Origin of the sequence: Pseudomonas sp. PvP009 (genome assembly GCF_017832995.1) — a bacterium.
Classification (GTDB): Bacteria; Pseudomonadota; Gammaproteobacteria; order Pseudomonadales; family Pseudomonadaceae; genus Aquipseudomonas; species Aquipseudomonas syringae.
In genome coordinates, this window is sequence record NZ_JAFIBG010000001.1 from 3,220,527 (window position 1) to 3,241,463 (window position 20,937).

At 60.9% G+C, this 20,937-nt stretch carries 18 protein-coding genes; 12 read left to right on the forward strand and 6 right to left on the reverse strand.

What is annotated here, in order from left to right:
- Positions 1–28: 28 nt before the first annotated feature.
- The 3 genes from JOE29_RS13710 to JOE29_RS13720 form a co-directional block, all read right to left on the reverse strand.
- Positions 29–1,564, reverse strand: a complete 1,536-nt coding sequence (locus JOE29_RS13710; RefSeq protein WP_027902985.1) for an amidase — start codon at positions 1,562–1,564, stop codon at positions 29–31.
- Positions 1,565–1,787: 223 nt separating this feature from the next.
- The gene (locus JOE29_RS13715; RefSeq protein WP_003407311.1) at positions 1,788–2,420 is read right to left on the reverse strand and encodes an ANTAR domain-containing protein; all 633 of its coding nucleotides are present in this window, start codon (positions 2,418–2,420) and stop codon (positions 1,788–1,790) included.
- A complete protein-coding gene (locus JOE29_RS13720; protein WP_058444949.1) occupies positions 2,417–3,565 on the reverse strand; it encodes a transporter substrate-binding domain-containing protein in 1,149 nt (382 codons plus the stop codon). The genes JOE29_RS13715 and JOE29_RS13720 overlap by 4 nt, the downstream gene beginning before the upstream one ends.
- Before the next feature lie 728 nt (positions 3,566–4,293).
- Between JOE29_RS13720 and urtA the strand changes: the two genes are divergently transcribed.
- The 11 genes from urtA to JOE29_RS13775 all read left to right on the forward strand — a co-directional run bounded on the left by urtA (position 4,294) and on the right by JOE29_RS13775 (position 14,203).
- Positions 4,294–5,475: an urea ABC transporter substrate-binding protein gene (gene urtA / locus JOE29_RS13725; RefSeq protein ID WP_016567925.1), complete on the forward strand. Its 1,182-nt coding sequence runs from the start codon at positions 4,294–4,296 to the stop codon at positions 5,473–5,475.
- A gap of 66 nt (positions 5,476–5,541) precedes the next feature.
- A complete protein-coding gene (gene urtB / locus JOE29_RS13730) occupies positions 5,542–6,444 on the forward strand; it encodes an urea ABC transporter permease subunit UrtB (protein ID WP_044311515.1) in 903 nt (300 codons plus the stop codon).
- 1 nt (position 6,445) lies between these two features.
- Positions 6,446–7,588: an urea ABC transporter permease subunit UrtC gene (gene urtC, locus JOE29_RS13735; protein ID WP_004412531.1), complete on the forward strand. Its 1,143-nt coding sequence runs from the start codon at positions 6,446–6,448 to the stop codon at positions 7,586–7,588.
- Positions 7,585–8,322, forward strand: coding sequence for an urea ABC transporter ATP-binding protein UrtD (urtD, locus tag JOE29_RS13740; RefSeq protein WP_003367067.1), 738 nt, complete (start codon positions 7,585–7,587; stop codon positions 8,320–8,322). The genes urtC and urtD overlap by 4 nt, the downstream gene beginning before the upstream one ends.
- A gap of 2 nt (positions 8,323–8,324) precedes the next feature.
- A complete protein-coding gene (gene urtE / locus JOE29_RS13745) occupies positions 8,325–9,014 on the forward strand; it encodes an urea ABC transporter ATP-binding subunit UrtE (RefSeq protein WP_004410673.1) in 690 nt (229 codons plus the stop codon).
- A gap of 22 nt (positions 9,015–9,036) precedes the next feature.
- Complete coding sequence (gene ureE, locus JOE29_RS13750; RefSeq protein WP_044311516.1) at positions 9,037–9,477, forward strand: urease accessory protein UreE; 441 nt, start codon at positions 9,037–9,039, stop codon at positions 9,475–9,477.
- Entirely contained in the window at positions 9,474–10,205 is a 732-nt protein-coding gene (locus tag JOE29_RS13755) for an urease accessory UreF family protein (RefSeq protein WP_044311517.1), read from the forward strand. The genes ureE and JOE29_RS13755 overlap by 4 nt, the downstream gene beginning before the upstream one ends.
- A gap of 33 nt (positions 10,206–10,238) precedes the next feature.
- Positions 10,239–10,934, forward strand: a complete 696-nt coding sequence (locus JOE29_RS13760) for an urease subunit beta (RefSeq protein ID WP_024960127.1) — start codon at positions 10,239–10,241, stop codon at positions 10,932–10,934.
- 3 nt (positions 10,935–10,937) lie between these two features.
- Positions 10,938–12,650 carry an urease subunit alpha gene (gene ureC, locus JOE29_RS13765; protein WP_044311518.1) on the forward strand — a complete coding sequence of 571 codons (1,713 nt, stop codon included), beginning with the start codon at positions 10,938–10,940 and terminating at the stop codon, positions 12,648–12,650.
- Between the two features lie 27 nt (positions 12,651–12,677).
- Entirely contained in the window at positions 12,678–13,349 is a 672-nt protein-coding gene (gene ureG, locus JOE29_RS13770) for an urease accessory protein UreG (protein WP_044311519.1), read from the forward strand.
- Positions 13,346–14,203 carry an urease accessory protein UreD gene (locus JOE29_RS13775; RefSeq protein ID WP_044311520.1) on the forward strand — a complete coding sequence of 286 codons (858 nt, stop codon included), beginning with the start codon at positions 13,346–13,348 and terminating at the stop codon, positions 14,201–14,203. Before ureG ends, JOE29_RS13775 begins: the two co-directional genes overlap by 4 nt.
- 226 nt (positions 14,204–14,429) lie before the next feature.
- On the opposite strand, the gene JOE29_RS13780 is transcribed toward JOE29_RS13775, so the two are convergent.
- From JOE29_RS13780 to JOE29_RS13790, 3 genes are all read right to left on the reverse strand, one after another.
- Positions 14,430–17,549 carry an efflux RND transporter permease subunit gene (locus JOE29_RS13780; protein WP_210079613.1) on the reverse strand — a complete coding sequence of 1,040 codons (3,120 nt, stop codon included), beginning with the start codon at positions 17,547–17,549 and terminating at the stop codon, positions 14,430–14,432.
- Complete coding sequence (locus tag JOE29_RS13785; RefSeq protein ID WP_044311522.1) at positions 17,546–18,649, reverse strand: efflux RND transporter periplasmic adaptor subunit; 1,104 nt, start codon at positions 18,647–18,649, stop codon at positions 17,546–17,548. The genes JOE29_RS13780 and JOE29_RS13785 overlap by 4 nt, the downstream gene beginning before the upstream one ends.
- A gap of 76 nt (positions 18,650–18,725) precedes the next feature.
- Complete coding sequence (locus tag JOE29_RS13790) at positions 18,726–19,340, reverse strand: TetR/AcrR family transcriptional regulator (protein WP_044311523.1); 615 nt, start codon at positions 19,338–19,340, stop codon at positions 18,726–18,728.
- An 87-nt stretch (positions 19,341–19,427) separates the two neighbouring features.
- Between JOE29_RS13790 and JOE29_RS13795 the strand changes: the two genes are divergently transcribed.
- On the forward strand, positions 19,428–20,900 hold the full coding sequence (locus JOE29_RS13795) for an efflux transporter outer membrane subunit (RefSeq protein WP_099315019.1): 1,473 nt from the start codon (positions 19,428–19,430) through the stop codon (positions 20,898–20,900).
- Positions 20,901–20,937: the final 37 nt, after the last annotated feature.

Below are 20,937 nucleotides of genomic sequence, written 5' to 3' on the forward strand. Positions count from 1 at the left end.
GAGTATGCCCCTCGATCAGTCTCCGGACTCAAACACCCGGAGGCGTGGGAAACGTTCCGCGGGCGGTTTCATAAGCCTGCGCGACACGCAACGCCAAGGCATCCTTGAAGCGCGGCGCGACGATCATCATGGCGACCGGCAGTCCGTCGGCCAGACCGGCCGGGACTGAAGTGGCCGGGTGGCCGGTCAGGTCGAACGGTGCGGTGTTGGCCAGCATGTTCAACGCGCTATGCACGTACTCTTCAATCGGCGCGTCGGCGGCGGTCAGTGTGGTCGCCACGAACGGCATGGTCGGCATTACCAGCACATCGAACTGCTGGAAGGCTTCATCGTATTGACGGGTGAGCTCCGGCACCAGCATCCGCGCCTTGGCGTAGTACGCACCGTGCAGGTTTTTCAGGCTGTAATGCCCGGTCAGCGCCACAGCACGCACGCTGCTGGATAACGCATTGGCGTGTTCGCGACGCTTGGCGCCGAAGTAACTCATGATCTCGGGATCGTAATAGCCGTCGACATTCATGCCATAACCGTTGCCTTGCAGCATCTGGTAGGCCGCGCCATCGGTGGCGATGACATTCCACATGTCCAGCGCCACCCCGCGGTGCCACGGCGCACTGGCGTCACCAACCGTCGCACCGAGACTTTCCAGTTGCGCCACGGCAGCACGAACCAGTGCGTCAACCTGCGGCTCGGACATGCCGGGAATCGCGAAGCCTTCACGCAGCAGGCCTATTTTCAGGCCTGCAACGCCTTGATCGAGGGTCGCGACGCAACTGACGGCTGGCGGGTTTTTCTGTCTTGAATCGAGCCCGTCGGCGCCGGCGATCACATCGAGCATGATCGCGCAGTCGCGCACGTTGTTGGCCATCGGGCCAACATGGTCGATGGTCCGTTCAATCGGGAAGGCGCCGGTGTAAGGCACCAGGCTGTAGGTGGGTTTGTGTCCGACGATGCCGCTCCAGGCCGACGGCATCCGGATCGACCCACCCTGATCGCCACCGATGGCCATGTCCACTTCCTGCAGGGCGACCAGCACGGCGCTGCCGCTGGATGAACCACCTGCGTTGCGGGTCAGGTCCCAAGGGTTTTTCACCGCGCCGGTGGCCGAGGTAAAACTGGCTCCGGAGAAGCACAGGTCTTCGCACACCGACTTGCCAATCACCGTCGCACCCGCAGCCAGCAGGCGCTTGACCACCGTGGCGTCTTCGGACGGCACGTAACCATCAAGGCTCAGCGAGCCATTGGCCATGGGCACACCGGCCACCGATACGTTGTCCTTGATAACCACCGTTCTGCCTGCCAGCGGGCCACTGGCAGCACCGGCAATGTGGGTCTTGACGTACCAGGCCCCGTACGGGTTCTCGGCCGCAGCCGGTTTGCTGTGTTCGCGCAACGGCGCAGGCTGGGCAACATGCGCAGCGTACAGGGCATCGATGGCTTCGTAGGAACCCAGAGTTTCGTCTGCGAGACTCAGGAACGACTCCATCTGACTGTCTGACAGGTCGTAGCCATGGTCCTGGGCGGCAATCAGAAAGTCGGCTTTGCTGGGACGTTTTACGGACATGGTGTTCTCCAGATAACGGTAAGGACAGCCCGGGTTCAGGCAGTCATTGACTGGAGCCGCCTGCGCAGGGCGCGCACAGGCCTGGGCTCGATCCGGAGGACGTCGTTGTCCACGCCGGTCGCCACGCGGTGTTCCATACCTGCCGGGTCAGGGCGTATGGCAACCTTCCGCGCAGAAGAGGATCAGGCGTGGCGCCCGACACTCGAAGCTTGTCTGCAACCTGTCAGGAACAGGCTTGTTGAAACAGTTCATGGGCCTTGACCAGGGCCTCGGCGATTTTTTCCACCGGCTCGCGCTTGGCCATCGCCTGATCACGCAGCGCGTTGTAGGCGTCCGTTTCAGACAGGCCCTTGGTTTCCATCAGGATGATCTTGGCCTGCTGCACGGTGCGCATGACCGCCATGCGCCCTTCCAGGCGCTTGACGTGCTTTTCCCGTTCCCGCGTCTTGCGGGCCTGGCTGAGGGTGATGGCCAGAGCGGTCAGCAGGCCGAACGAGCGGACCGGCGACGGAATCACCGAACAGGCGTTGAGCTGCACCAGCGCCTCTACAATGATCGGGTTTTCATAGGCGATCACCGGAATGATCGGCGGCGTCGAGTGGTGCAGCAGCCAGGGCGTGTTGGTCGACAGGCTTTCCGGCGATACCGCCAGTACGATCACATCAGCCTCGCTGTGCAGACGCTCGGGGATCGGCCACTGCACCCGCACCTGACAACCGATGCGCTGCAACTGAGCGATCAGGTTGCGACCGTCTTCGTCATCGGGATGCATCACCAGCACGCTGATATCGCGCAGGTCCTTGATGCCGCCTGCGCTGTCGTTGCGCAAACGTTTCTTGGCGGCACGCAGGGTCATGGACGCCTCCCGGTCAGGCTGGACCAGCCATTGAAGTCAGGCGCCACTGCATAAGGGTCGGGCTTCAACGCTTTCTGACTTTCGTAAAGGATGTCGAACTGCCCGTCGGCATTGGCACGGCCGATCCGCGAGTACAGGTAGGTATGGTGGTTGTGTTCATCGATACGCACCCGTCCCTGAGGCGCGTCGTATTCCAGACCGCGCATGGTCTGCAACACACTCTCCACTTCGGTACTGCCAGCACGAGCGATCGCCTTGGCCAGCAGATGGACCTGAAAGTAAGCAGCCTCCCAGCAGCGGTCGGTCACCTGATGCTGGCCAAACATTTCCCGGTACTGGGCGATGCACTGGCGATTGAGCGGCGTGTCGATCGACTGGAAATAAGTCGCTGCCGAAATGTGCCCGGTGCCCAGATGGACGCCCATCTGCTGAATGTCGGTCTCGCTGGTGGTGACACTGGCGATCGGCATGACCGCTGGGTCGAAACCGGCATCGGCGTAGGCCTGATACAGGTGCGCCATGGTGTCGCCGACCACTGTCGAAAAGATGAACGAGGGTTTCAGCTCTCTGGCCTTGACCATGAGCCTGGCGAAGTCCTCTGCCCTGGCGTTTTTCAGTGGCAAGTAGTATTCGCCCAGCTTGCTGCCGCCCCGCTCGTAAAGCAGGTCGCTCATCAACCGGTTGGTTTCGTACGGGTAGACGTACTCCGAGCCGATCATCAGCACGCGACTGCCGAAGTGATCGAACATGTAGCTGCCCAGTGGCACCGCGTTGTGGTTCGGCGTAGCGCCGGTGTAGATGATGTTGCGCGAATACTCGAAGCCCTCGTAGTACACCGGATAAAGCAGCAATGCGTTGTAGCGTTCGACGACAGGCAATACGGCCTTGCGCGCCGCCGAGGTGTAGCAACCGAAGAAAAACCGCAGGTTCTCTTCGCGAATCAGCGATTCGACATGCATGGCAAACAGCGCAGGTGTGGAATCCGGATTGCGGGTGATCAGTTCCAGAGGACGCCCATTCACGCCCCCGGCGGCATTGATCTGATGAATTGCAAACTGTGCGCCGCGCATTGTTGAACACTCACCGGCAGCGGTGACGCCGGTATTGGAAAACAGACCTCCTATGCGGATCGACGGGTCAGCCATGCCTATAAACCTTTCACGTGAGATGAGACGCCCGCAGGTGGCCGGGAGCCTGAAAAGAAGACTGAGCGAATAACCGTGGATTCAACGGTGGCTCTCAGGCGGTTGTGCCTGGGGCTGGCGTGACGGCAGTGTCAGGACCAGTCGTGCGAGGGACCTTCCACACCTGCCGAGAATGGGCGTGTGGCAAGAGACCCTGCGAGGGTGTCGGGCAGGCTCATGCAGGGAGCGGGCCATGCGTGACGAGGCGCATCAGGGGGAAGCGAATTCGTTGGCGAAGACGTCCGTGCATACGTGGGGTTTAGGTCGCCTCGAACATTGCCTTCGCGAACAAGTTCGCTCCTGCAAAAGCCCAATATCTCAGTCTATGCATGAGTACATATCGCGAGAAAAAAGGGACTTCTGCATCACGCTTTTGGTGCGTAGAAGCGCTGCTCGCGCCAAAGCGGCGCATGTCGGTATGTTCGTGCAATTAATGCAGGGATGCTCTGCCTCCGGGTTTCGAAACGCGCGCCAACAGCGGTTTCGCCAGTTGGCATTGCCCTTGCTAAGTTCCTCCTGAGACATCGCGCCAGCTGTTTGCCCTACGCCCCTCTCGGCAAGTAGGGAGACACCTCGCGTACGACTGGATCGGACGCAGTTGTCCCGCCAGATTCGGCACAAAAGCCTGACCTCCCGCCCATTGATTTGGCCGGGACGTCGGGCTTTTTTCATTCCTGGGAGATAAGTGAATGCACAACGACAAACGCCGTTTGATCAAGCATGCTCTGTTGCTGGGCGCGATCAGCCTGCTGCCGTTTTCCCTGATCGGTCAGGCGCAGGCGGACGAGACTGTGAAAGTCGGCATCATCCACTCGCTGACCGGCACCATGGCCATCAGTGAAGCCTCGGTGGTCGACGCAGAAAAACTGGCCATCGAAGAGATCAACGCCAGTGGCGGCGTGATGGGCAAAACCATCGAACCGATCGTCGAGGACGGTGCCAGCGACTGGCCGACCTTCGCCGAGAAGGCACGCAAACTGCTGGAAAACGACCACGTTGCGGTCACCTTTGGCGCGTTCACCTCGGCTTCGCGCAAAGCGGTACTGCCGGTCTTCGAGCGCAACAAGGGCCTGCTCTACTACCCGACCTTCTATGAAGGGCTGGAGAAATCCCCGGCCATTATCTACACCGGTGCCGAAGCGTCGCAGCAGACTCTGGCGGCCGTCACCTGGTTGATGGCCAACAAGGGCAAAAGCGTCTATCTGGTCGGTTCCGACTACATCTGGCCACGCACCACCAACAAGCTGGCACGGGCGTCGGTGACCAAACAGGGCGGCTCCATCGTCGGCGAAGACTATCTGCCGCTGGGGGCCATCGAGTTTTCCTCGGTGATCAACAAGATCAAGGCGGCCAAGCCGGACATCGTGCTGTCGACCATCGTCGGCGGCTCCAACGTAGCGTTCTACAAACAGCTCAAGGCCGCGGGTATCGACAGCAGTAACCAGACGCTGATGGGGCTGGCGATCACCGAAGAGGAAGTCACCGGCATCGGTGCGGAAAACCTCGTCGGCTTCCTGACCTGCATGAGCTATTTCCAGAGCCTGAAAAACCCGGTCAACGAGAAATTCGTCCAGGCGTTCAAAACGCGCTATGGGCAGCAGCGCGTCGTCGGTGATCCGATGGCAGCGGCGTACACCGCGGTGTACCTGTGGAAAAAGGCCGTCGAGAAAGCAGGCAGTTTCGACGTGCCGAAAGTGATCGCCGCATCCTCGGAACTGACCCTCGATGCGCCTGAAGGCGAGATCAAGGTGCACAAGGACAATCACCACCTGTGGAAGCGTGCGCGCATCGGCACCCTCAATGCGCAGGGCCAGGTCGACGTGATCTACGAGTCGGCACCGATCGAGCCCAACCCCTTTCCGAAACTCTGATTCCGGCCCGGGCGCGATCCGCTTCGCGCCCGCTTTCGTCAATGTGCAGCAACAGGTAGCGACGGCATGACTCTCGATACGCTGGTAATGCAAGTCTTCAGCGGGTTCTCGCTGTTTTCCGTGCTGGTGCTGATGGCACTCGGGCTGACCATCGTGTTCGGCCTGATGGGCGTGATCAACATGGCGCACGGCGAACTGATGGCGATGGGCTCATACATGACCTACGCCACCTCCGTGGTGTTTCAGCGCTACTTTCCCGAGCTCATGGGCTGGTATTTCATCATCGCCATCGGGATGGCCTTTGTGGTGACCTTTGCCTTCGGCCTCCTGCTGGAACGCTGCTTCATCCGCTTCATGTACAACCGACCGCTCGACACCCTGCTGGCGACCTGGGGGCTGTCTCTGGTCCTGCAGCAGCTGTTCCGCCAGGTCTTCGGCCCCAAGGAAGTCAGCGTGCCCACCGTGCAATGGTTGCAGGGCGCATGGAAAATCAGCGATGGGCTGGAGCTGCCCCTCAACCGGATTTTCATCATCGGTCTGACCTTCGTGATTGCCGCCGCGGTGTTCCTGTTTCTCTACCGCAGTCGCTGGGGCCTGCGCATTCGCGCCGTGACCCAGAACCGCGCCATGGCCGGTGCAGCCGGGATCAATACCGCGCGGGTCGACTCGGTGACCTTCGCGCTGGGCTGTGGCCTTGCGGGCATTGCCGGCAGTTCGTTCACCATGCTTGCGTCCACTGGCCCGGTCAGCGGTCAGCAGTACCTGGTGGACACCTTTATCGTCGTCGTGTTCGGCGGCGTGGAAAGCTTGCTGGGCACCTTCCTGTCGGCGTTCGCCATCGGCCAGACCCAGGTTTCGCTGGAATACCTGACCACCGGCTCCATGGCCAAGGCGATCACCCTGCTGGTGGTCATCGTGCTGCTGTTTTTCCGCCCCAACGGCCTGTTCGCCACGAAAGTGAGACGTTGAGATGAATGACATGACTGAAAAGCCGACGCTGCGGCCGCAGGCCACAGTGCCGGGCGCAGGCAAGCCAGCGGGTGGCTGGTTGACGCTGATCGAGCGCTACAGCCTGATCTGGCTGTCGCTGCTGTTGCTGGTGGCGTTACCCCTGATACTGGGTGATTTTCGCCTCGGTCTGGCCGGCAAATACCTGAGCCTGGCGTTCTGCGCAGTGGGCATGGTGATGATCTGGGGCTACGGCGGCATCCTCAGCCTCGGCCAGGGGATTTTCTTCGGCCTGGGCAGCTACATGATGGCGATGTATCTCAAACTCGAAGCCACCGCCACGGACGAAGCGGCCAGCGCCCTCGCCGCTTTCTACGGCTCGGCACTGCCGGACTTCATGATCTGGAACAGCGTCGAAGCCCTGCCCTGGTGGTGGAAGCCGTTCGAGTCGGCGACCTTTACCCTGGCGGCGATCCTGATCCTGCCTGCACTGCTGGCGTTTCTATTCAGTTATGCCTACTTCAAGAAGCGCGTGGGCGGCGTGTACTTCTCGATCATCACCCTGTCACTGGCCTCGATCATGTCGATCATGATCATCGGCCAACAGGGCTACACAGGCGGCGTGAATGGCCTGACCGATTTCAAGACGGCCTTCGGCCTGAGCCTGCAGACGCCCCAGACGCCCTGGATTCTCTACCTGATCACCACACTGTTGCTGCTGGCCAGCGTCGCGATGTGCGGGTTCATTCTGCGCAGCCGCCTGGGCAAGGTGATCGTGGCAATCCGTGATCGCGAAGACCGGGTGCGCTTCTCGGGCTACAACACTGCGCTGTTCAAGGCCTTTATTTTTGCCGTGGCCGCACTGATTTCCGCGCTGGGCGGGGTGATGTTCACTTTGCAGGTCGGCCTGGCGTCGCCCTCGCTGGTGGGCATCATTCCGTCCACCGAGATCGTCATCTACGCCGCACTGGGTGGGCGCCTCTCGCTGGTGGGTGCGGTGTACGGCACGCTGCTGATCGGTACGGCAAAAACCTGGCTGTCGGAAAACTTCGTCAGTTTCTGGCAGTACTTCATCGGTTTCCTGTTCATGGCCGTGGTGCTGTTCCTGCCCACCGGGCTGGCCGGGCTGCTGCAGCGCCTGAGCAACAAGGAGACACAGTCATGAGTGCAATGTTACTGAGCGTCGAAGACCTGACCGTGTCATTCGACGGTTTCAAGGCGGTCGACAACCTCAATTTCTATGTCGAGGAAAACCAGGTGCACGTGGTGATCGGGCCCAATGGCGCGGGCAAGACCACCCTGCTCGACATGATTTGCGGCAAGACCCGCCCGAGTGCCGGCAGCATCCGCTTCAAGGACCTGCAACTGGCGAACATGATCGAGTACCAGATCACCCGCGCTGGCGTGGGCCGCAAGTTTCAGAACCCGTCGGTCTACGAAGACCTCACCGTGCGCGAAAACCTCGACATTTCCTCGCCGGACAAGCGCGGCATCTTCAACTGCCTGTTCGCCGGAAAGAATGCGGCGCTGAATGCCGAAATCGATCAGACCGCCGAAATGATCTTTCTCAAGGACCAGCTGGGACGCAAGGCAGGGCTGTTGTCCCACGGCCAGAAACAGTGGCTGGAGATCGGCATGCTGTTGATGCAGCGCCCCGAGCTGCTACTGCTCGACGAGCCCGTCGCCGGCATGAGCGCAGGCGAGCGGGAGAAAACCGCTGGCCTGCTCAAGCTCATCGCCAAGGGTCGCGCGATGGTGATCATCGAGCACGATATGGAGTTCGTGAAATCGGTGGCCGACAAGGTCACCGTCCTGCATCAGGGCAAGACCCTGGCCTACGGCTCGATGGATCAGGTGCAAAACGATCCTCGCGTCATCGACGTCTACCTGGGGCACTGAACATGCTGAATGTCTCTCACCTCAATGTGTATTACGGTGACAGTCACGTGTTGCGTGACCTCAGCCTGGAGCTGGCGGCAGGCGAGTCACTCGCGGTCATGGGCCGCAACGGCATGGGCAAGACCACGCTGCTCAGAAGTCTGGTCGGCATGTTGCCGACGCGCAGCGGCAGCATCACCCTCGCCGGGCAGGAGCTGGCCGGCAGCAAGAGCTACGAGCGGGTCGCCGCCGGGGTCGGTTTCGTGCCTCAGGGGCGGATGATCTTCCCCTACCTGAGTGTCGAGGAAAACATCCTCACCGGCATGCAGGGTGCGCCTGCCGCGCCGATTCCCGACTACATCTTCGAATACTTCCCGGTGCTGTTCGAAATGCGCCGACGCAAGGGCGGCAACCTGTCCGGCGGTCAGCAGCAACAGTTGGCCATCGCGCGGGCGCTGGTCTCCAACCCCAAGGTGTTGATCCTCGATGAGCCCACCGAAGGCATCCAGCCGTCGATCATCAAAGACATCGCAAAAGCCCTTAACCTGCTGAAAAAGGAACGCGGGTTTTCGCTGATTGTTTCCGAGCAGGTGCTGTCGTTCGCCATGGCGGTGGCAGACCGCTACCTGATCATCGAAAAAGGCGAATTCGTGCACAGCGAAGTCCGCGAGACCGTCGACCGCGAGCGCATCCTGCGCTACCTGACAATCTGAACAACGCACAGGAGCCATCGCCATGCTGATACTCGACCGCATTCTGGGCCAGGCCAGCGACCCTGCCCTCGCCGACCGCTTGCATGACCTGAGCCACGCTGGCCAGATCGAAACCCTGAGCCTGTCGGGCAGTGACATTCAGCGCCATCGCCTGCGTCTGGCGAGCGACCGGGGCACCGACTGCGCAATCCGCCTGGAACGTCACCAACAGCTGCGCAACGGCTCGGTGCTGATGCTCGACAATCAACGCGCCATCGTCGTGCAAATGCAAGATCAGCAATACCTCGACCTGCAGCCGCGCGATGCGGCCGCCGCGCTGGAACTGGGTTATTTCGCCGGCAACATGCACTGGGCGGTGCGCTTTGCCGGAGACACCTTGCAGATCCCGCTCAACGGCCCGGAAGCTGACTACCTCGAGCGTCTGGCGCCCATGCTCGCGGACGGCCGGGTGCAGCGCGCATGAACGCCTCGAGCAGCCTGTTGCTGGCCCTGCAGCAGGCCGACAGTTTCTTTCCCGGCGGCGCGGTGGCGTGGTCGTGGGGTCTGGAAACGCTGGTCGCTGACGGGCACCTCGGCCACGGCGAAATCGTCGCGCCACGACGTCGGCAACGGAGTGTTCGCCATAGCCGCAGTGCCGAAGTGCATGGCTTCGTCGAGGGCCAGTTGCGCCATCGCTGGAACAGTTTTGATCGAGTGTTTCTGCTCGCCGCCTGGCACGCGGCTGATGACCCGCCGGCGTTGATGGCTATGGACGCCCAGATCGAAGCGTTGACCCTGGCCGAGGAACTGCGTCAGGGCTCACGACGTGTCGGCCAGGCATTGCTGGGCGTGCATGTCGCGCTGGGCACATCGGGCGCGGCGTCCTATCAACAGCAGGTTCTGACAGGCAACACACCGGGCCATCTGCCCGTGGTGCAGGGCTTGCTCTGGAATCACCTCGGCATGCACCGCGATCACTGCCAACTGGCTGCCGCGCACGCGTTGTGTACCGGGCTGGTCAGCGCCGCCGTGCGGCTCGGGGTCATGGGCCACATCGATGCGCAACGGGTGCTGACCGATATTCAACCGCTGATCACCGAACTGCTGGCGCAGGAGCCGCCGTCGCCGGACGACGCATGCGGCTTTACCCCCATGGGCGAAATCGCCGTGATGCGCCACGAAACCCAGGACCTGCGCCTGTTTGCCAATTGACCGGCCTTCTACTGACAGCTCTGGAGCCCCCTCATGTTGCTGACCCCTACCGAACTTGAACGACTCACGCTGTACACCGCTGCCGAGCTGTCACGCAAACGCCGCAGCAAGGGCCTGCGCCTGAACTTCCCGGAAGCTTCGGCACTGATCGCTGACGAAATCCTCGAAGGCGCGCGTGAGGGTCGCAGCGTCGCCGAGCTGATCGGTTTCGGCTCGACGATCCTCAACACCGATGACGTGATGCCAGGGGTCGCCGACCTGCTGCCGGTGCTGCAGGTCGAGGGCACGTTTCCAGATGGCACCAAACTGGTCACCGTGCATCAACCGATCCGGCCGGGCCGACTGCCGCTGGCGGTCATGCCGACACCGGGGGAGATCCTTTCACCTGACGGCGATATCCACCTCAATGGCGACCGGCCGACCGCCACCCTGCGCGCGATCAATACCGGCGACCGGCCGGTGCAGATCGGCAGTCACTATCACTTTTTCGAGGTCAACAAGGCGCTGGATTTTCCGCGTGAACGTGCCTTCGGCATGCACCTGGATATTCCCGCAGGCACGGCCGTGCGCTTCGAACCCGGCGAGCTGCGCGAAGTGCAACTGGTGCAGTTTGGCGGAACTGGCGACATCCACGGCTTCAGTGGCCTGACCAATGGCAACCTGCACGATCCGGCCTGCAAGCTCGCAGCGCTGGAGCGTGCCCGCGCCCAATACTTCAAGGGAGCCTGAACCATGGCAACGATGACGCGCAAGGAATACGCCGCCATGTACGGCCCCACGACTGGCGATGCCGTGCGCCTGGGCGACACCTCGTTGCTGGCCGAAGTCGAGTTCGACCACTCGGTGCCCGGCGATGAATGCCTGCACGGCGGTGGCAAGACGCTGCGTGACGGCATGGGCCTGATGCCCGGGCATGACAGCGCTGACGGCGCTCTGGATATGCTGATCTGCAACGCGCTGATCATCGACCCGGTGATCGGCATCGTCAAAGGCGATATCGGTATCAAGGACGGCAAGATTGTCGCCATTGGCAAGGCCGGCAACCCGCAGATCATGGACGGCGTACATCCGCAACTGATCTGCGGCGTCGCCACGACCGTACGCGATGCCGAAGGCCTGATCGTCACCCCCGGCGGTATCGACGTGCATGTGCATTTCGACTCCGCGCAACTCTGCGATCACGCGCTGGCGGCAGGTCTGACCACACTGATCGGCGGTTCGCTGGGGCCGATCACGGTCGGCATAGACTGTGGCGGGGAGTGGAACGTCGGCAAGATGTTGCAGGCTGCCGAAGCCTGGCCGATCAACTTCGGTTTTCTGGGACGCGGCAATTCCAGCAAGCCCGAATCGCTGCTCGGGCAACTGCGCGGCGGTTGTCTGGGGCTGAAGATCCACGAGGACTGGGGCGCCATGCCCGCAGTGATCGACACCTGCCTGAAAGTCGCCGACGAATACGACTTTCAGGTGCAGTTGCACACCGACACGCTCAATGAATCCGGCTTTCTCGAAGACACGCTGGCGGCCATCGGCGACCGCACCATCCACATGTACCACACTGAGGGTGCAGGCGGCGGACATGCGCCGGACATCATCAGCGTCGCCGGAAAAAGCAACTGCATCCCCTCCTCGACCAACCCGACCAACCCCTACACTGTGAACACGTTCGACGAGCACCTGGACATGATCATGGTCTGCCACCACCTCAATCCGGATGTGCCGGAAGACGTGGCGTTCGCCGAATCGCGAGTGCGCCCGCAGACCATCGCTGCCGAGGACATCCTGCACGACACCGGCGCCATTTCGATACTGGGCTCCGACAGTCAAGGCATGGGCCGTATCAACGAGGTGATCTGCCGGACCTGGCAACTGGCGTCGAAAATGAAAGACCAACGCGGTCGCCTGCCGGAAGAAACCACGGCACTGGGCGATAACGAACGGATCAAGCGTTACATCGCCAAATACACCATCAACGCCGCGCGGGTATTCGGCATCGACAGCTACATCGGCTCTCTGGAGCCTGGCAAGCTGGCCGATCTGGTGCTCTGGCGGCCGGCCTTCTTCGGCATCAAGCCGGAGCTGGTGGTCAAGGGTGGCTTCATCGTGCACGCCGTAATGGGTGATTCCGCCGCCTCGCTGTACACCTGCGAACCCTTGGTGATGCGCCCGCAATGGGGCGCGTTTGGCGAGGCGAAACAGGCGCTGTCGGTCAACTTCGTCAATCGTCTTGCCGTCGAGGACGACACCGCCGCGCGACTGGGGCTCAAGAAGCAACTGCTGCCCGCGTTCGGCACTCGCACCCTGCGCAAGTCCGACATGCTGCACAACGATGCCTGCCCGGACATCCGCGTCGACCCGCAGACCTTCGATGTGTACGCCGACGGCGAGCGCCTGCACTGCGAGCCGGTCAGCGAAGTGCCACTCGCGCAGCGCTACATGCTGCGTTGAAACCCTATCCGCACAGGAAACCCGCCAATGAACCAAACCACGAATGCTCCCGCTCCATCTTCCGAACATGCCGCTGCCCACCCACATCCCGGCGCAGCGCGTGTCGGCATCGGCGGGCCGGTCGGCTCGGGCAAGACACGTCTGCTGGAACAACTGATCCCGCGCTTCATCGAACGAGGCACCGAGCTGGCGATCATCACCAATGACCTTGCCACCCGTGAGGATGCCGAGCGTGTGCAGCGCAGCGGACTGATCGACCCGCAGCGGGTTCGTGCGGTGGAAACCGGTGCCTGCCCGCACACGGCCATTCGTGAAGACCCGACCCTCAACCTGCAAATGGCCGATGAGCTGGAAGCGCGCTTCGGTAATCTTGATCTGGTGCTGATCGAATCCGGCGGCGACAACCTGGCCTCGACCTTTTCGCTGGATCTGGTGGACTACTGGATTTTCGTCATCGATGTGGCAGGCGGCGACGATATCCCGCGCAAACGCGGCCCCGGCGTGCTGAGCTGCGACCTGCTGGTAGTCAATAAATACGACCTGGCGCCCTATGTGGGTGTCGACCTGCCGCGCATGCGGCGCGAGTCGGCGCAGGCGCGCAACGGCCAGCCAGTGCTGTTTACCAACTGCAACACCGGCGAAGGCGTCGATGCGGTGGTTGAAGCGATAAGCCGTGCCGTGTTGTTCGACCGCACATGAACGCCCATCAATCGTTACTGCCCGCACAGACGAAACGCACGGCGCATATTGCCTTCAGCAAAGCGCCTTCCGGGGCCAGTTATGTGTCTCGTCAGGAGGTCGGCTACCCCTTCCATCTGGGGCGTACCCTGACCCTGCCGCAGGACCCGCCCGGCATGGCGGCGGTCTACCTGCAATCGTGCTCGGGAGGCCTGTTCGCCGGGGAACAACTGCACCTGCATCTGCACGCGGGGCCAGGTACACAAGTGCACGTCAGCACCGGCGCTGCGACGGTTGCGCACAGCATGCTCGAGCAGTCAGCGCGGCAGACCGTGACACTGGTCGCCGAAGCCGATGCGCTGCTGGAGTACCTGCCGATGGCGACCATTCTGTTTCCACAGACACGACTGCACAGCCGGGTGGACGTGACATTGCACCCCGGCGCACGTGTGCTGCTGTGCGACGCATTCTGCCTGCATACACCTCAAGGCAGCGAAGGACTGCCCGACTTTTACCGCGCCGATCTGCAGGTCTACAGCCCGGCCGGAAAACTGTTGGCCGGTGACCGACTGGCAATGACCGGCGCAGACCTGCAACGCCGACTGCCCGGCGTAAGCGGACAACGGCAAGCCTTGGCAACGTTCATGCTGGTGGGTCAGGGTTTACCGGTAGGGGATTTGAAACGGACGTTACGCGAGGCGTTACACGACGTTGCCGATAGCTACCAGGGCGTCAGCGCATTGCCGAACGATTGCGGCGTGTCCGTACGCGTGATAAGCGCCGATGCAGTGGCGTTGCGTAATGCCCTGCACCTGGCCTGGGCATGCGTTCGGCAGCAATTGACAGGACTTGCGCCGCGGGTGCGGCGCAAGTGAGCAGCCAGGCCGTTGCAGAGCACTTTCCAGGCTCAAACGACTTACGGCATGCCTTCCCAGCGCCGAAAGAGAATGCTGGCATTGACCCCGCGAATCCGGTTAAGCGAGATTACTCTCATGAGGACGAGCGGGTCTTGCAACGCCAGCACCGGACGCATGTACGGTAGTCGATTTTGTAGAACTGATCGCAAAGCCGCACTCCGCCTTTAAGCGTAACGACTCATGATCAAATCCCCTTCATCTCTGTGCCAGTTGAGGCGTGACTGCTGGAGTTTCGGGGCTGCGTTCCTCTATCCGGACGGATTTTGAACCAGATCGAATACATCGCTGGCAGGAAGACCAGCGTCATGACAGTCCCGCCGAGGGTGCCTCCGATCAGCGTGTAGGCAAGCGTGCCCCAGAACACCGAATGGGTCAGGGGAATGAACGCCAGGATCGCCGCCAGTGCCGTGAGCAGCACCGGGCGTGCCCGCTGTACGGTCGCTTCGACCACCGCATGAAACGGGTCGAGCCCTTGCTTTTCGTTGTGGTCGATTTGCCCGATCAGGATCAAGGTATTGCGCATCAGAATGCCGGACAGCGCGATCAGCCCGACCAGAGCGTTGATACCGAACGGCTGATTGAACAGAAGCAATGTCGGCACAACGCCGATCAAGCCGAGCGGCGCGGTGAAAAACACCATCATCATCGCCGACATCGAACGCACCTGAAGGATGATGATTAGCAAGGTAACGGCAATCATGATCGGAAACAGCGGAGCCAATGCCACAGCGGCCTTTGCCGACTCCTCTATTGATCCGGCCTGCTCGATCCGATAACCCTGCGGCAGGCTGTCGATAATCGGCTGCAGTGTTTTCATGATCCCGGCGGAGACATCCGGCGGTTGCAGATCTTCAGCAATATCACCGCGCACGGTGATAGTCGGCACACGATCTCTTCGGCGCAGAATCGGGTCTTCCATGCGCACTTCGACCACTCCGGTCTGCGACAGAGGAATACGCTGACCGGCAGCCCCTACCAGCGTGAAACCCTCGATCTTCGCAGGGTCCAGGCGGATGTCACCCGCCGCCCTGCCCATCACGTCCACTGAACGGATATCTTCGCGGACAGAGGTGACTGGGACACCTGAAAGCAGGAACTGCAATTGCCGGGCAACTGCGCTTGATGTCAGCCCGACGGCCTGCAAACGATCCTGATCCAGAGAGAAGTGCAGCGTGGGCACTCGTGTCCCCCAATCGCTGTTGACGGTACGCATCATCGGACTCGCCGCCATCACGGTTTCTACCCGCGCGGCGATCTCGCGCAATGTGTCAGGGTCCGGCCCGCTCACGCGATACGCCACGGGAAACGGTGAATAAGGACCGAACACGAGCTGTGTGACCCTGACCCGGGCTTCAGGTGCAAGTCCGTCAGCAACCGCCTCACGAATCCGTAGCTTGAGCGCCTCACGTGCTTCCTGGCTTTCAGTCAGTACAACGATCTTTGCAAACGACGGGTCGGGCAGCTCCGGCGCCATTGCCAGATAAAAGCGTGGCGAGCCCTGGCCGATGTAGGACGTGACGATCTTCGCGGCATCCTGCTTTTTCAGCCATGCCTCTACTTTGGCGGTGGTGACGCTGGTCTGCTCGATGGATGTGCCGTAGGGCATCTGCACTTCGATCAGTACTTCCGGACGATCGGAAGTCGGGAAGAATTGTTTCTTGACTGCCCCCATCCCGAGAATCGCCACCACAAATGCAGCGATAACCGCACCCGCCACCCACCACTTCCTGGCAATGACGCGGGCCAGAATCCGCCTGAAACGATTGTAATGCGCCGTGTCGTAGATGGCGGCGTGTCCGCCTTCAACCGGCTTGATTTCCGGCAGCATCTTCACCCCCAGATAAGGTGTGAAGACCACTGCAACTATCCAGGAAGCAATCAGGGCGATGCCGACAATCCAGAACATGTTGCTGGTGTACTCGCCGGCAGTCGACTGCGCAAAGCCGTTCGGCATGAAGCCGACCGCGGTCACCAGGGTACCGGCAAGCATGGGCGCCGCTGTGTGGCTCCAGGCATAGGCTGAGGCCTTGATCCGGTCGTAGCCCTCCTCCATTTTCACCACCATCATTTCGATGGCAATGATGGCGTCGTCCACCAACAGGCCCAGCGCCAGGATCAGTGATCCCAGGGTAATACGATCAAAGTTCTTGCCCGTCGCTTCCATCACGACGAAGACCATAGCCAGCGTCAGCGGTACCGCTGCAGCGACCACCACACCGACTCGCCAACCCATGCTGAGGAAGCACACCAGCATCACCACAAGCAGGGCGACGAAGAACTTGATCATGAACTCGTCAACGGCCGAACCGATGTTCACCGACTGGTCAGTGACTTTTGAAAGCGTCATTCCCAAGGGCATGCCTTGGTTGATGCTGGCCGTTTCTGCATCCAGCGCCTTACCCAGGTCCAGCCCGTTCCAGCCGTCGCGCATCACGATGCCCAGCAACAGCGCAGGCTCACCCTGATTGCGGACCATAAAGGTCGCGGGGTCTTCGTAACCGCGCTCCACTGTCGCCACGTCCTGGAGCTTCAGCGTTTTACCCCGCGCCACAATCGGCGTATTGCGGATTTTCTCAAGGGTGTCGAAGGCACCGTCCAGGCGCAGAAACACCTGTGGCCCGCTGGTCTCAATCGAACCGGCGGGCGTCAGGACGTTCTGGTCGTTGAGCGCCGAAAAAATATCTTGAGGAGCGATACCCAATGTTGCCAGCCGCTCGTGGGAGAACGACACGAAAATTCGTTCGGCCTGTTCGCCGATGATATTGATCTTCTTCACGCCCGGCACATGCAACAGACGCTGGCGCAGTGACTCGGCATCGCGTACCAGTAGCCGCTGCGGCTCACCTTTTGCTTTCAACGCAAACAGCGCAAAGGTCACGTCCGAGAATTCATCATTGACCATCGGACCAATGACACCCGCAGGCAATGACTTCGCGGCATCACTGAGTTTCTTGCGCGCCTGATAAAACTCTTCCTGCACCTGAGAAGGTGGCGTCTTGTCCTGGAATGAAACCATAGTGAATGCCAGACCTGGCCGGGTGTAGGTCTCGCTACGGTCGTACCACTTCAATTCCTGCATGCGTTTTTCAAGCGGCTCGGCGACCTGATCCTGCATCTCCTGAGCGGTTGCGCCAGGCCATGCAGAAATAACGGTCATTTGCTTGACGGTGAAAGGCGGATCTTCCGCACGCCCCAGTTTGAAAAATGAAAGCGTACCGGCCACGCCGATCAAAATAATCAGAAACAGCGTGATGGCGCGTTCGCGAACGGCCAGTGCAGAAAGGTTGAAACGTCCCGGACTCATGGTCGTGCCTCGGCGGTGATACCACCTTGCTGCACGAGCACTTCCTCACCGTCGTGAAGCAAATGCGTGCCCAGTGCCACGACCTGCTCACCGGCCTCGAGACCGCCACTCACATTTGCCGAATCGTCACTCACACCCAGCAGTTGCACGGCGCGCCAGGTGACTTTTGCAGGCGTACCTGCAATGACCCAGACACCCGGGCCTCGACCCGGGTCATGCAGAGCGGCAATGGGTATCGCCAGCGACTGCCGGCCAGCCTTGCCGACAGCGATATCGAGGGACACCGTTGAACCCAGAGGTGCACTGATGTTTGAGCCTTCAAGCACATACCTGGCTTCAAACGTACGCGTCAGCGGGTCTGCGGCGTCAGAGAGCAGCCGCAGTCTTGCCGGTATGACGCGCGCACCGTCGCCATACAGTCTGGCCTCAGCCCGATCCCCCATAGTCGGCCGCAAGGTTTCAGGCAGATGGACAATGGCTTCACGTGGCCCGGCCTTTGCCAGCCTGACCACGGGCTGGCCTGCGCTGACGACCTGTCCAGGCTCGACCAGGGTATCGACCACCACGCCGTCGGCGTCCGCCAGTAAAACGGCGTATCCGGTTGCGTTACGCGCCACGCTGGCCTGCGCTTGTGCAGCACTCAGCTCTGCCTTGGCGGTGTCGGCCAGGGATTTGATCCTGTCGTAGGCGGACGCGGATATCGCACCAGCAACAACCAGATCACGATTACGCGCTTCGTCATCGGCGGTCTGCCTGGCTCGCGCCACAGCCGCAGCAACCGCCTGCTGTTGGGCCTGAGCCTGAAGCCCAAGGTCAACGGGGTCCAGGCCCATCAGTGGCTCACCGCGCTTGACGGTCTGGCCGGTATCAACCAGGCGCTCAAGCACCTTCCCGGAAACCCGAAACCCCAGGTCGCTCTGAACCCGAGCGACCACAACCCCGGTGAATGAACGGGAGGCTTGATCAGTATTTGCAACAGTGGCCGCCCTTACCAGAGGCGGCTGGGTACGTGGATCGCGCCCCCCGGACGACTCGCTGCACGCAGTCAGGAAGAGAGGCAATAACAACAACGCAGTGGCTTTGGGTCTGAACAGGAGCATGGGATCCCTACTTGAAATCAAGTGAGCAGGGAAACGATTCTCCTTAAAGTGACCAAATTAGTCAATGGTCACAGTTTCAGGGTGCCAGACTTCGCAGTATCAGCGCCGACAGATGGACCGGAGCCGTCGACACGATGTCGAGGTTGTATTGCAATTGCACCGGGTTGATGTACGGACGCATGACCAAGTGAATGGCCTGAACGGCATCGTCCAGAGGTGTCTTGCGTTCGAACTCTCCCGACTCCCTGCCTTCAAGAACGATTTGCTGGATGAGCTGGCGAATACGCTCGTCGTGCGCGGCAGCAGAAGGCCACTGATCGCGGCCTGCGACAGCGGCTATGTCATACAGCTTCCGGTCGTGAAAAAACAGGTCGCTACCGGCCTCCACAAGCGAGCGGAACAGGCGGCGCAGCCTCTCGGAGGCCGTTGGCGCGTCGCTGATGGCCGAGTTCACCAGCGCCATGATCATCGCCAGCCGGTTCGAGCAGATCACTTCGCCGATGGCTTGCTTGGAGTCGAAGAACTTGTAGATGTAGGCCTTGGAAAAACCGATGGCCTTGGCCAGATCGGAGACCGTGGTTTTCTCATAGCCGTAGTGGCCGAAATGCTGTGTTGCCGCTTCGACAACCTGATCGCGAACGCTGTGGTCGGAGGGACCACGCGTTGGGGATGTCTTGATTTGATTAGTCATGTTTCCAGCTTAGCTATGTGAACACTCATTGACAACAAGTGACCAGATCGTAATATAGTCACAACCTGATCATCTCAAGGAATTTCCATGCGCACGCTTTGTACTTATGTACTGGTCATGAGCACCGGCCTGCTGTCGGGCTGCGCCGTGGGTCCGGATTACCAACGCCCGGATGCGCCCCTGCCTGACCGCTATCTGACTCAACCACGTGGCGCTGCGAATATTACCGCGCATCCGCTTGTCAGTGCCGCGTGGTGGGACGGTTTTGATGATCCGTTACTGAGCAGCTTCGTGTCACGCGCACTGGCGCAGAACCTCGATCTCGCTCAAGCCAGCGCGCAACTGGCTCAGGCACGCGCCGGAGCAGATGCGGCAACCGCCGCCCTGCTCCCGTCGGGCAACATCGATGCACAGGCGGCGCGGGCTCATCAATCGGTAGAGACTCCACTCGGCCAGGTGCTGAACTCGGCACCTGGCTACGATCGTTATGGCAATGCCTATGAAGCCAATCTGACCGCAAGCTGGGAGCTGGATGTTTTTGGCGGTTTGAGACGCAGCCGACAGGCTGCACTGGCTGAATATCAGGCTTCGCAGGCAGGTGTTGCGGCTGCGAGGCTCGCTGTGGCAGCCCGGACCGCCGATACCTACATCACCATCCGTGGTCTGCAAGCCAGGCTCGCGATCACAAACCGACAGGTTAAAACCCGGCAAGACCTGCTGGAAAAAGTCCAGCTCCTTCATGAGCGTGGTCTGTCCCCTGACTATGAAGTCCGTCAGATCGAAGCTGAGCTTTTACAGGTGCAGGCAACAGTGCCGATTCTGCAAACAGGTCTCGACGCTGCAATGAACGCGCTTGACGTGATGCTGGGCGTACCGCCTGGCACTCATCGGGGCTCTCTGGCTGAAACAGGTCGAATCCCACACGCACCCACGCTCACATCGACAGGAACGCCAGCCGATCTCCTGCGTCGCAGACCTGATCTGATCGTGGCCGAGCGGCGCCTCGCCGCTTCGAACGCGCGTATCGGCGTGGCGATCAGCGAGTATTACCCCAAACTCTCACTCAGCGCATTGCTGGGCAGCGCCACAGCCGTGTCGAGCGGCAATCTGTTTACCGGCGGTGCCAGTCAGTCAGCAGGTATTTTGGGGCTTCGCTGGAGGCTTTTTGATTTCGGCCGGGTGAACGCCCGGATCAGCCAAGCCAAGGGACAAGAGGCAGAAGCTCTGGCGGCTTATCGACAGTCAGTTTTACGCGCCACTGAGGACGTTGAAAATGCTTTTTCTTCGTTGGCCAGCCGCGAAACTCAAGCTGCAATGCTAGGTAAAAGCGAAACTGCGCTTGCTTCTGCCCGGCAATCCTCATTCGCAAGCTACAGCAAAGGTGCTGCCAGTTTGATCGAGGTTCTGCGCGCCGACGAGAAAATGCTGCAGGTCGCTGACGCCAAGGCGCAGGCACACGTCGAATCCGCGCAGGCGGCGGTCGCCGTATTCAAAGCGCTGGGTGGTGGTTGGCAAACGCCTACCACCACTTCAGCAGAAGATAAGGTGCATACGCTGTAGGTGCCACCAACGCATGCATATCTTCAGGTCAGGCGTG

Bases quoted from the DNA above. Each gene is read 5' to 3' on its own strand.
- urtA (WP_016567925.1), top strand. From the start codon at position 4,294: ATGCACAACGACAAACGCCGTTTGATCAAGCATGCTCTGTTGCTGGGC.
- ureC (WP_044311518.1), top strand. From the start codon at position 10,938: ATGGCAACGATGACGCGCAAGGAATACGCCGCCATGTACGGCCCCACG.
- ureE (WP_044311516.1), top strand. From the start codon at position 9,037: ATGCTGATACTCGACCGCATTCTGGGCCAGGCCAGCGACCCTGCCCTC.
- urtC (WP_004412531.1), top strand. From the start codon at position 6,446: ATGAATGACATGACTGAAAAGCCGACGCTGCGGCCGCAGGCCACAGTG.
- JOE29_RS13785 (WP_044311522.1), bottom strand. From the start codon at position 18,649: ATGCTCCTGTTCAGACCCAAAGCCACTGCGTTGTTGTTATTGCCTCTC.
- JOE29_RS13755 (WP_044311517.1), top strand. From the start codon at position 9,474: ATGAACGCCTCGAGCAGCCTGTTGCTGGCCCTGCAGCAGGCCGACAGT.
- JOE29_RS13775 (WP_044311520.1), top strand. From the start codon at position 13,346: ATGAACGCCCATCAATCGTTACTGCCCGCACAGACGAAACGCACGGCG.
- urtB (WP_044311515.1), top strand. From the start codon at position 5,542: ATGACTCTCGATACGCTGGTAATGCAAGTCTTCAGCGGGTTCTCGCTG.
- JOE29_RS13790 (WP_044311523.1), bottom strand. From the start codon at position 19,340: ATGACTAATCAAATCAAGACATCCCCAACGCGTGGTCCCTCCGACCAC.
- JOE29_RS13780 (WP_210079613.1), bottom strand. From the start codon at position 17,549: ATGAGTCCGGGACGTTTCAACCTTTCTGCACTGGCCGTTCGCGAACGC.
- urtE (WP_004410673.1), top strand. From the start codon at position 8,325: ATGCTGAATGTCTCTCACCTCAATGTGTATTACGGTGACAGTCACGTG.
- ureG (WP_044311519.1), top strand. From the start codon at position 12,678: ATGAACCAAACCACGAATGCTCCCGCTCCATCTTCCGAACATGCCGCT.
- JOE29_RS13710 (WP_027902985.1), bottom strand. From the start codon at position 1,564: ATGTCCGTAAAACGTCCCAGCAAAGCCGACTTTCTGATTGCCGCCCAG.
- JOE29_RS13760 (WP_024960127.1), top strand. From the start codon at position 10,239: ATGTTGCTGACCCCTACCGAACTTGAACGACTCACGCTGTACACCGCT.
- urtD (WP_003367067.1), top strand. From the start codon at position 7,585: ATGAGTGCAATGTTACTGAGCGTCGAAGACCTGACCGTGTCATTCGAC.
- JOE29_RS13720 (WP_058444949.1), bottom strand. From the start codon at position 3,565: ATGGCTGACCCGTCGATCCGCATAGGAGGTCTGTTTTCCAATACCGGC.
- JOE29_RS13795 (WP_099315019.1), top strand. From the start codon at position 19,428: ATGCGCACGCTTTGTACTTATGTACTGGTCATGAGCACCGGCCTGCTG.
- JOE29_RS13715 (WP_003407311.1), bottom strand. From the start codon at position 2,420: ATGACCCTGCGTGCCGCCAAGAAACGTTTGCGCAACGACAGCGCAGGC.